10 protein-coding genes are annotated in these 11,157 nt (G+C 59.5%); 2 read left to right on the plus strand and 8 right to left on the minus strand.

The window, feature by feature from the left end; genetic code table 11:
- Positions 1–68: 68 nt before the first annotated feature.
- From L8H52_RS29800 to gcl, 8 genes are all read right to left on the minus strand, one after another.
- Positions 69–1,067, minus strand: a complete 999-nt coding sequence (locus L8H52_RS29800) for a sulfate ABC transporter substrate-binding protein (RefSeq protein ID WP_034151535.1) — start codon at positions 1,065–1,067, stop codon at positions 69–71.
- 104 nt (positions 1,068–1,171) lie between these two features.
- Positions 1,172–1,996: an ion transporter gene (locus tag L8H52_RS29805; RefSeq protein ID WP_016987501.1), complete on the minus strand. Its 825-nt coding sequence runs from the start codon at positions 1,994–1,996 to the stop codon at positions 1,172–1,174.
- A gap of 21 nt (positions 1,997–2,017) precedes the next feature.
- Complete coding sequence (locus tag L8H52_RS29810) at positions 2,018–2,932, minus strand: urea transporter (protein ID WP_242210098.1); 915 nt, start codon at positions 2,930–2,932, stop codon at positions 2,018–2,020.
- 136 nt (positions 2,933–3,068) lie between these two features.
- Complete coding sequence (gene pyk / locus L8H52_RS29815) at positions 3,069–4,484, minus strand: pyruvate kinase (protein ID WP_122600273.1); 1,416 nt, start codon at positions 4,482–4,484, stop codon at positions 3,069–3,071.
- Entirely contained in the window at positions 4,481–5,755 is a 1,275-nt protein-coding gene (locus L8H52_RS29820) for a glycerate kinase (RefSeq protein WP_242210099.1), read from the minus strand. The genes pyk and L8H52_RS29820 overlap by 4 nt, the downstream gene beginning before the upstream one ends.
- Positions 5,756–5,908: 153 nt before the next feature.
- Positions 5,909–6,802, minus strand: a complete 894-nt coding sequence (locus tag L8H52_RS29825; protein WP_007919937.1) for a 2-hydroxy-3-oxopropionate reductase — start codon at positions 6,800–6,802, stop codon at positions 5,909–5,911.
- 161 nt (positions 6,803–6,963) lie between these two features.
- On the minus strand, positions 6,964–7,746 hold the full coding sequence (gene hyi, locus L8H52_RS29830; protein ID WP_242210100.1) for a hydroxypyruvate isomerase: 783 nt from the start codon (positions 7,744–7,746) through the stop codon (positions 6,964–6,966).
- Between the two features lie 179 nt (positions 7,747–7,925).
- Entirely contained in the window at positions 7,926–9,701 is a 1,776-nt protein-coding gene (gcl, locus tag L8H52_RS29835; RefSeq protein ID WP_007919935.1) for a glyoxylate carboligase, read from the minus strand.
- 268 nt (positions 9,702–9,969) lie between these two features.
- On the opposite strand from gcl, the gene L8H52_RS29840 reads away from it, so the two are divergent.
- Positions 9,970–10,410: a heme-binding protein gene (locus L8H52_RS29840; protein WP_038363926.1), complete on the plus strand. Its 441-nt coding sequence runs from the start codon at positions 9,970–9,972 to the stop codon at positions 10,408–10,410.
- A gap of 214 nt (positions 10,411–10,624) precedes the next feature.
- Positions 10,625–11,083 carry a transposase gene (locus tag L8H52_RS29845; RefSeq protein WP_242210101.1) on the plus strand — a complete coding sequence of 153 codons (459 nt, stop codon included), beginning with the start codon at positions 10,625–10,627 and terminating at the stop codon, positions 11,081–11,083.
- Positions 11,084–11,157: the final 74 nt, after the last annotated feature.

Raw genomic sequence — 11,157 nt, forward strand, 5'->3', positions numbered from 1 at the left:
GGGGTGGGTAAAGCGGCCACAAAAAAAGGCGACCTCAGTGGATCGCCTTTTTCACGTCTGCTTAAACCTTACTGCCCACTGTAAATCTGATCGAAAACCCCACCATCATTGAAGTGAGTCTTCTGCACCGTACGCCAGTCACCAAAGGTCTTCTCAACCGAGAGGAAATCAACTTTCGGGAAACGATCGGTGTACTTCGCCAGCACCGCCGGATCACGCGGACGCAGGTAATTCGCCGCAGCAATCTCCTGACCTTCCGGCGACCACAGGTACTTCAGGTACTCATCTGCCGCCGCGCGCGAGCCTTTTTTGTCGACCACTTTATCGACCACCGACACCGGCGGCTCAGCCTCAGCCGAAACACTCGGGTAGATCACTTCAAACTGATCACGACCAAACTCGCGGGCAATCATTTCCGCCTCGTTTTCGAAAGTCACCAGCACGTCGCCGATCTGGTTGGTCATGAACGTGGTGGTCGCCGCACGGCCACCGGTATCGAGCACCGGCGCTTGCTTGAACAGTTTGCCGACGAAGTCCTTGGCCTTGTTCTCGTCGCCGCCGTTCTTCAGCACGTAACCCCAGGCCGACAGGTAGGTGTAGCGGCCGTTACCCGAGGTTTTCGGGTTTGGCACGATCACTTGCACGCCATCCTTGAGCAGATCCGGCCAGTCTTTCAGGGCTTTCGGATTGCCTTTGCGGACGATGAACACCGTGGCCGAGGTGAACGGCGCGCTGTTGTTCGGCAGACGGGTGACCCAGTTCTCCGGCACCAGTTTGCCGTTGTCGGCGAGGGCGTTGATGTCGGTGGCCATGTTCATGGTGATGACGTCAGCCGGCAGGCCATCGATGACCGAGCGCGCTTGCTTGCTCGAGCCGCCGAAGGACATTTGCACGGTGATGTTTTCGTTGTGCTCGGCTTGCCAGTGTTTCTGGAACGCAGTGTTGTAGTCCTTGTAGAAATCGCGCATCACGTCGTAGGAAACGTTGAGCAGCGTCGGGGCTGCCTGGGCGATGTTGGCCAAGGCCAGGCCGGCGGCGAGAAGTGAGGCGCCAAAGAGTTTTTTCACTGCGCATTCCTTGTTTTATCGGTGTAGAAGCAGGGGGTGATGTTCAATTGCCACTGACTATAACGGGGCGCGCATAGTCGTTTAAAGATTAAAAAGCTCTTTGCTTATTCCAGTTTCTTGAACAATGCATTGCCACATCGCGAGCAGAACGCGGCGCCGTGTTCATGGCTGTTTTTCTTGCACACCGGGCAGTCGTGTTGCAGCTGTTCTCCGCGCATGGCGTTGGCCAGTTCGGCGGTGAAAATCCCCGTCGGCACGGCGATGATCGAATAACCGGTGATCATCACCAGCGACGAAATCACCTGGCCCAGCGGCGTCTTCGGCACGATGTCGCCGAAGCCCACGGTGGTCAACGTGACGATCGCCCAATAGATGCCTTTGGGAATGCTGGTGAAGCCATGCTCGGGGCCTTCGATCACGTACATCAAAGTGCCGAACACCGTCACCAGCGTGCAGACGCTGACCAGAAACACGACGATTTTCTGTTTGCTGCCACGCAGCGCCGACATCAGATAGTTGGCTTGCTTGAGGTACGGGCTGAGCTTGAGCACGCGGAAAATCCGCAGCATGCGGATGATCCGAATGATCAGCAGGTACTGCGCATCGCTGTAATACAGGGCGAGGATGCCCGGCACGATCGCCAGCAAATCCACCAGCCCGTAAAAGCTGAAGGCGTAGCGCAACGGCTTGGGCGAGCAGTACAGGCGCAGGATGTACTCGCCGAGAAAGATGATCGTGAAGCCCCACTCGATGTAGGCCAGCACGTCCGCATAGTTCTGGTGAATGCTGTCGATACTGTCGAGCATCACGATCACCAGACTGGCGAGGATGATCAACAGCAGGATGCCGTCGAAGCGACGCCCGGCGAGGGTGTCACTCTGGAAAATCATCACGTAAAGCCGTTCGCGCCAACTGTTGCTGCTGTCCATGGATAACGCCTGAATCGAAGATCAGCGCAGCCTAGGTTGATTCTCCCCATGAGCGCAAGGCGCACGCTCGACCGGCGTTTTGCCGAGCATCTGAATACCGGCGCGGATCAGCCAGCCGGCGAGGATGAACGGCGCGGTCAGAGTGGCGAGGCCGACGGCAGCAAATAGCGGAGTGACCAGCAGCGCCAGCACGATGCCGAGCAGCGGCAGCCATGGTTGTTGGCGTTGCGCGGAGAAGGCAAGGGCGGCGAGCACGGCGTTATAGCTGCCGAGACCGAGCAAAGCGGAGCCGCTTTCGTGATGCAGCAGGCTGGAGCCGAGGCCGATCGCCGAGGCGAACATTGCCCAGCCAAACGCCCGGCGATCAGCGATCAACAGACCGATGGCGATCAACGCGCCGGCCAGTGGATGACCCAGAAACATCACCTGGCCCAGACCGCGCAGTTCAGCGGCGAGCAGGTTCAGCGTGTTCATCTCGATGTGCGCCATCGGCGCCGACGGTTCGGCGAACAACAGCAGGATCCAGCTCAGCGCCACGAACGGCGAGGTGTAGGCCGGAATCGAGCGGCTGCGGTACACATGTTTGAGCCATTGCTGCGTGGCCATCGCGCTCAGTCCGCCGGCTGCGAGAATCAGCGGCGGCAGCATTGGCGACCACGGAAAATACAGGCTCAGCAACAGGCCAAGCAAGATGCCGTTGTAGCTGAACAACCCGGCTTGGCGATCAGCCTTGGCGTAGTTGCGCCGTTGCGCGGTGAGCAAACCGGCGACGGCACCGAGCAGTGCACCGGCGAACAGCACGGGCGCCGTCAGCAGGATCGCCAACAGGCACAGCAGGCCACACAGCGGATGGCGCTGGAGGAATATCTGACTGAAACCGTTGAGCAAAGCCTCGGCCCAGTCGGGGCAGTGGGTGTTGAAATGATTGGCAGGCATGGCAGTTCATTCGGTACTGATCGTTCCCACGCTCTGCGTGGGAATGCCTCAAAGGACGCTCTGCGTCTGCTCTTGGGACGCAGGGCGTCCCGGGCCGCATCCCTTTGCTGCGCGTGGGAACGATCATGGTGGGCGGTTAAATCAATGTTTCAATCCGCAGCGAGTTGGTCGACCCAGGCTGTCCGAACGGCACACCCGCAGTAATCAGCAGCGTGTCGCCACGCTCGGCCATGCCTTGGGCCTGGGCGATTTCCAGTGCGGTTGAGCAGACTTCGTCGACCTGACGCAGGCGATCGTTGACCACCGAGTGAATCCCCCACGCCACGCTCAGACGCCGCGCGGTTTGCAGGTTCGGCGTCAGGTTGAGGATCGGCGCTTTCGGCCGCTCCCGCGCTGCACGCAGACTCGAGGTGCCCGACTCGCTGTAGTTGACCAGCACCGCCACCGGCAGCACGTTGCTGATGCGCCGGATCGCGCAGCTGATCGCATCGGACACGGTCGCTTCAGCCTTCGGCCGGCTGACGTCGAGCTGGGTCTGATAATCCGGGCCGTTCTCAACCTGGCGAATGATCTTGCTCATCATCTGCACGGCTTCCAGCGGGTATTCGCCGGAGGCAGTTTCCGCCGACAACATCACCGCATCGGCGCCTTCGGCCACGGCGTTGGCGACGTCGGTCACCTCTGCGCGGGTCGGAGCAGGGGAGAAGCGCATCGACTCAAGCATCTGCGTTGCCACCACCACCGGTTTGCCCAGTTCACGGCACGTGGTGATGATGTTTTTCTGAATCTGCGGCACGCTTTCGGCGGGCACTTCAACACCGAGGTCGCCACGGGCCACCATGATCGCGTCGCTCAATTCGGCGATTTCACGCAGTTGTTCAACCGCCGAAGGCTTCTCGATTTTCGCCATCAGAAAGGCTTTGTCGCCGATCAGTGCGCGGGCTTCGACGATGTCCTGCGGACGCTGCACAAACGACAGCGCGACCCAGTCCACGCCCAACTCCAGACCGAAGCTCAGATCGCGACGATCCTTGGCGGTCAGCGGGCTGAGGTCGAGCACCGCTTGCGGCACGTTGACGCCTTTGCGGTCCGACAGTTCGCCGCCGTTTAGCACGGTGGTATCGATCGCATCGTCGTACTTGGTGACCACGCGCAGACGCAATTTGCCGTCGTCGAGCAGCAGATCCATGCCCGCTTCCAGCGCGGCAATGATCTCCGGATGCGGCAGATTCACTCGGCGTTCATCACCGGGTGTGGCATCCAGATCAAGACGGAATGCCTGACCGCGATGCAGCTGGACTTTGCCGTCAGCGAACTTGCCGACGCGCAGTTTCGGCCCCTGCAAATCCATCAGAATGCCCAGCGGATAGTTGAGCTGACGCTCGACTTCGCGAATCCACTGATAGCGCTTGGCGTGGTCGGCGTGATCGCCGTGGCTGAAGTTCAGGCGGAAGATATTCACCCCGGCCTCGACCAGTTCACGGATGTCTTCGATGCCATCGACAGCAGGCCCGAGGGTGGCGAGGATTTTGACCTTTTTATCAGGCGTCATGATTTGCAGCTCTCAAGGATCAGAATGGCGCGGAAGTCGTTGACGTTGGTGCGCGTCGGCTCGGTGACGATCAACGCATCGAGCGCCGCGAAATAGCCGTAGCCGTTGTTGTTATCCAGCTCGTCGCTGGCGCTCAAACCAAGGGCGGCGGCGCGGGCGTAGCTGTCCGGGGTCATGATCGCGCCGGCGTTGTCTTCCGAGCCGTCGATGCCGTCGGTGTCACCGGCCAGGGCGTAGACGCCGGGCTGGCCTTTGAGGCTGTCGGTGAGGCTGAGGAGGAACTCTGCGTTACGCCCGCCACGGCCATTGCCGCGCACGGTCACGGTGGTTTCGCCGCCGGACAAAATTACGCACGGCGCTGCCAATGGCTGACCGTGATTGATGATCTGACGGGCGATGCCGGCGTGGACTTTCGCCACTTCGCGCGACTCACCTTCGAGGTCGCCGAGGATTAGCGTGCTGAAACCGGCCTGACGGCATTTCACTGCCGCTGCATCCAGCGATTGCTGAGGGCGGGCGATCAACTGAAAGTGGCTGCGCGCCAGGCTCGGATCACCGGGTTTCACGGTTTCCGACTCAGGGCTTTGCAGCCAGGTACGCACCGAGGCCGGGATCTCGATGCCGTAGCGTTTGATGATCGCCAGCGCTTCGGCGGAGGTGCTTGGGTCAGCCACGGTCGGGCCGGACGCGATGACCGTGGCGAGGTCGCCCGGTACATCGGAAATTGCGTAGGTGTAGACAGTCGCAGGCCAGCAGGCCTTGCCCAAGCGGCCGCCCTTGATCGCCGAGAGGTGCTTGCGCACGCAGTTCATCTCGCCGATGGTCGCGCCGGATTTCAGCAGGGCTTTGTTGATCGACTGTTTGTCGGCGAGGGTGATGCCTGCGGCCGGCAACGCCAGCAGGGCAGAGCCGCCACCGGAGAGCAGGAAGATCACGCGGTCGTCTTCAGTCAGGTTGCTGACCAGTTCGAGCACGCGTTTGGCCACGGCCAGGCCGGCAGCGTCCGGTACCGGATGCGCGGCTTCGACCACTTCGATTTTTTCGCACGGGGCACCGTGACCGTAACGGGTCACAACCAGGCCAGACACTTCACCCTGCCAGTTGCGCTCGACCACTTGCGCCATCGCGGCAGCGGCTTTGCCGGCACCGATGACGATCACCCGACCGCTACGATCGGCAGGCAGATGGGCTTCGAGGACCTGGTTCGGATGGGCCGCGTCGATGGCTGTGGCAAACAGCTCGCGCAGCAGTTGTTGCGGATCGACCGACATGGCGGGCTCCCGGAATTCTTGTTATTCGAAAGGGCAACTCAGATCCCTTGTGGGAGCGAGCCTGCTCGCGAAGGCGGTGTGTCAGCCAACATGGATGTTGAATGTGCAACCGCTTTCGCGAGCAGGCTCGCTCCCACAGGGTTTGCGCAGGCTTTATTTGTTATCGCGAATCGAGAAGTTGGCCATGTGCTCCAGACCCTTGATCAGCGCCGAGTGGTCCCAGTTGCTGCCACCGATCGCTGCGCAGGTGCTGAACACTTGCTGGGCGTTGGCGGTGTTCGGCAGGTTGATGTTCAGCTCCTTGGCGCCTTGCAGGGCCAGGTTCAGGTCCTTCTGGTGCAGGCTGATGCGGAAGCCTGGATCGAAAGTGCCTTTGATCATGCGCTCGCCGTGCACTTCAAGGATCTTCGAGGAGGCGAAACCGCCCATCAGTGCTTCACGCACTTTGGCCGGATCAGCACCGTTTTTCGAAGCGAACAGCAGGGCTTCAGCAACCGCCTGAATGTTCAGTGCAACGATGATCTGGTTGGCGACTTTGGCGGTTTGACCGTCGCCATTGCCACCGACCAGGGTGATGTTCTTGCCCATGGCCTGGAACAGCGGCAGCGCGCGTTCGAAGGCATCGGCGTCGCCACCGATCATGATGCTCAGGGTTGCGGCTTTGGCGCCGACTTCACCACCGGATACCGGTGCGTCGAGGTATTGCGCGCCTTTCTCGTTGATCTTCGCCGCGAAAGCCTTGGTGGCGGTCGGCGAGATCGAGCTCATGTCGATAACGATTTTGCCTTTGCTCAGGCCAGCGGCAACGCCGTCAGCGCGGAACAGTACGTCGTCTACCTGAGGGGTATCCGGCACCATGACGATGATGAATTCCGCTTCCTGCGCGACTTCGCGCGGGTTGGCCAGGGCGACGGCGCCGGCGGCAACCAGGTCGGCCGGGGCGGCGTCGTGGTGCGCTGACAGGAACAGGCTGTGACCGGCTTTCTGCAGGTTCGAAGCCATTGGGTGGCCCATGATGCCGGTGCCGATAAATCCGATTTTAGCCATGAGAAAATCCTCTTGTTTTTATTGCTGCTTCAAGCAAAAAGGGAGCTGCTTTTATGTGGGAGCGAGCCTGCTCGCGAATGCGGTACGCCAGACGACATTGATGTTGAATGTGCCGGCCTCTTCGCGAGCAGGCTCGCTCCCACAGGGTTTTTGCAGTGTTCTTAAATTGCGTTATGGGTTTTCAGCCAGCCCAGGCCTGCTTCAGTGGTGGTCAGCGGCTTGTATTCACAGCCGACCCAACCCTGATAACCGATGCGATCGAGGTGTTCGAACAGGAAGCGGTAGTTGATTTCACCGGTGCCTGGTTCGTTGCGCCCCGGGTTGTCCGCGAGCTGCACATGGTTGATCTCGCCCAGATGCGATTGCAGGGTGCGGGCCAGATCACCTTCCATGATCTGCATGTGATAGATGTCGTATTGCAGGAACAGGTTGGCGCTGCCGACCTGTTCACGAATCGACAGGGCTTGCGCCGTGTTGTTCAGGTAGAAGCCCGGGATGTCGCGGGTGTTGATCGCTTCCATCACCAGTTTGATGCCCGCTGCCTGCAGCTTGTCGGCGGCGTATTTCAGGTTGGCAACGAAGGTCTTTTCTATCGTGGCATCGTCAACGCCTTGCGGACGAATACCGGCCAGGCAGTTGATCTGGGTGTTGCCCAGCACTTGCGCGTAGGCAATCGCCAGATCGACACCGGCGCGGAACTCTTCAACCCGATCCGGCAGGCAGGCGATACCGCGCTCGCCCTTGGCCCAGTCACCGGCCGGCAAGTTGAACAGCACTTGGGTCAGACCGTTGGCGTCGAGCTTGGCTTTGATTTCAGCGGAGCTGAAGTCGTACGGGAACAGGTACTCGACACCGCTGAAACCAGCCTTGGCGGCGGCGTCGAAACGGGCAAGGAAATCCTGTTCGGTGAACAGCATGGACAGGTTGGCTGCGAAACGCGGCATGGTGGTCTCCTGAAAAACGGATGTGACACGGTTGGTCAGACTGAACGCGATCAGTCCCCTCTCCTGGGGGAGAGGGTTAGGGTGAGGGGAAATCCTGAGTCTGATCCCGATTGTGCGAGCACCGCAAAACCTTTTCCTCACCCCAGCCCTCTCCCGGAGGGAGAGGGGGCTAGTTACGTTCAATCAAGCAGCGAAATCGCCGTTGGCGCATCGTTGCCGACCAGCGCCAGGTCTTCGAATTCGTTGACGGCGTTGATCTCGGTACCCATGGAGATGTTGGTCACACGCTCCAGAATGATCTCGACGATCACCGGCACCTTGAACTCTTCGATCATCTGTTCGGCCTTGCGCAGGGCAGGGGCGATTTCCGATGGTTCGAATACACGCAGCGCCTTACAGCCGAGGCCTTCAGCCACTGCGACGTGGTCAACACCGTAACCGTTGAGTTCCGGCGCGTTCAGGTTATCGAAGGACAGCTGCACGCAGTAGTCCATTTCGAACCCGCGCTGTGCCTGACGGATCAGACCCAGGTACGAGTTGTTCACCACGACGTGGATGTACGGCAGTTTGAACTGAGCGCCGACCGCCAGTTCTTCGATCATGAACTGGAAGTCATAGTCCCCCGACAGGGCCACGACTTTACGGCTCGGATCGGCCTTCACCACGCCCAGCGCAGCCGGAATGGTCCAGCCCAACGGGCCTGCCTGGCCACAGTTGATCCAGTGACGCGGCTTGTAGACGTGCAGGAACTGCGCGCCGGCAATCTGCGACAGACCAATGGTGCTGACGTAGCAGGTGTCCTTGCCGAACACCTGGTTCATTTCTTCGTAAACGCGCTGTGGTTTCACCGGCACGTTGTCGAAGTGAGTCTTGCGGTGCAGGCTGGCTTTGCGCTGCTGGCAGTCTTGCAGCCAGGCACTGCGGTTTTTCAGCTTGCCGGCGGCTTGCCATTCACGCGCCACTTCGATGAACACGGTCAGTGCTGCAGCGGCGTCGGAAACGATGCCCAGATCAGGTGTGAACACACGGCCGATCTGCGTGCCTTCGATGTCGACGTGAATGAACTTGCGACCTTCGGTGTAAACGTCAACCGAACCGGTGTGGCGGTTGGCCCAACGGTTACCGATACCCAACACCACGTCGGATTTCAGCATGGTGGCGTTGCCGTAACGGTGCGAAGTCTGCAGACCGACCATACCGACCATCAACGGGTGATCGTCAGGAATTGTGCCCCAGCCCATCAGGGTCGGGATCACCGGAATACCGGTCAGCTCAGCGAATTCAACCAGCAGATCGCTGGCGTCGGCGTTGATGATGCCGCCGCCGGCCACCAGCAGTGGACGTTCAGCCTGATCAAGCAGCGCCAGAGCCTTTTCAACCTGAACGCGGGTAGCGGTCGGTTTGGCCAATGGCAGCGGCTGGTAGGCGTCGATGTCGAATTCGATTTCGGCCATCTGCACGTCGAACGGCAGGTCGATCAGCACCGGGCCTGGACGGCCGGAGCGCATTTCGAAGAACGCTTTCTGGAACGCGTAAGGCACTTGGCCCGGTTCCAGAACAGTGGTCGCCCACTTGGTGACTGGCTTGACGATGCTGGTGATGTCGACAGCCTGGAAGTCTTCCTTGTGCATACGGGCGCGGGGTGCCTGGCCGGTAATGCAGAGGATTGGAATCGAGTCGGCCGAAGCGCTGTAGAGCCCGGTGACCATGTCGGTACCGGCAGGGCCGGAAGTCCCGATGCACACGCCGATGTTGCCGGCCTTGGTGCGGGTGTAGCCCTCGGCCATGTGCGAGGCGCCTTCCACGTGGCGAGCAAGGACGTGATCGATGCCACCGACTTTCTGCAAGGCGGAGTACAGCGGGTTGATGGCAGCGCCCGGGATGCCAAAAGCGGTATCAACCCCTTCACGGCGCATCACCAGAACGGCGGCTTCGATTGCTCTCATTTTGCTCATGGTTTTGTGCCTCTTTACGTTTTGTAATTGTATACAAGTGGCTTTGCGCAGAGTGTATTCACGGCGGACGGCGCAGGTCAATCCATTTTCTCAAGCGTGTGTTTCATTCGTCGGAAGCCTGTCTGACTGTGGCTTTTCGTCGCATGTGGCGCTTTTCGAGAATTATTGTATACAAAAAAATAACTCATTGTGTTCTATTTGTTGCATCGGCCTGCGGCAGAAAACCGCAGGCCCACGACTTTCCCTATAACAAAATGAGGACGGCACCATGAGCGCTTTAACCTTGAAAGTCGCAGTCAACCTGGTCAACGAAGCCATCAACGCAGGGCGCGGCATCAACGCCGCGCCGCTGACCATCGCGGTACTCGATACCGGCGGCCACCTGATCACCCTGCAACGCGAAGACGGCGCGAGCCTGCTGCGCCCGAACATCGCCATTGGCAAAGCCTGGGGCGCCATCGCCTTGGGCAAAGGCTCACGCCTGCTGGCACTCGACGCGCAACAACGCCCAGCCTTTATTGCCGCACTGAACAGCATGGGCCAGGGCAGCGTCGTGCCGGCACCGGGTGGTGTGTTGATTCGTGATCAGGCGGGGAATGTGCTGGGCGCGATCGGGATCAGCGGCGATCTGTCGGATATTGATGAGCAGGTGGCGATCAAAGCGGTGGAGGCGCTGGAGTTGCGGGCGGATGCGGGGGTGGCTGCTTGATTTTGTAGTGTCTGATTAACCGCCTTCGCGAGCAGGCTCGCTCCCACATTGGATTTGTGTTCAGACACAAAATGTTTGAATACCCCAAGTCCCCTGTGGGAGCGAGCCTGCTCGCGAATACGATCTTGAGGACACATCTTGCTAAGAACCTGACAATTGCTCCGAAATCCACTGAACTAGCCTTTTCATGATCAGGACATGAAAAGGCAAAGGAATGCTGAATCTATCTGCTTCAAATCGTTTGCGCATTGGTCGTTACTCCGAACACAACCGCATCTACCTGCTGACAACCAATACGGCGGGAAGGCAGCCTTTTTTCAGCGATTTTGCACTGGGTCGATTGGTCGCCAGCGAATTTCACGTCGCAGAGGAAATGGGTATTGCCAATACGTTGGCGTGGGTTGTCATGCCAGATCATTTTCATTGGCTGATTGAATTGAAGCGCGGTTCGCTCGGCGATTTGATGCAGCGTACAAAATCCCTCAGTACCAAAGCCGTGAATCTCTCGACGGGTCGACAGACCAGTCTTTGGCAATCAGGCTTTCATGATCGTGCATTGCGCAGAGAAGAAGATCTGGTGAAGTTGGCTCGGTATATCGTGGCTAATCCGTTGCGAGCTGGTTTGGTTAAGAAGCTTGGCGACTACCCGCTGTGGGATGCGATTTGGGTTTGAGCGAGATTTTTGTGTTGCCGCCATTCGCGAGCAGGCTCGCTCCCACAGGGGATTTGTGAACGCCACAGATCCAA

The organism is Pseudomonas sp. CROZ-RG-20F-R04-15 (assembly GCF_022662375.1).
In the GTDB taxonomy this organism is placed as follows: domain Bacteria; phylum Pseudomonadota; class Gammaproteobacteria; order Pseudomonadales; family Pseudomonadaceae; genus Aquipseudomonas.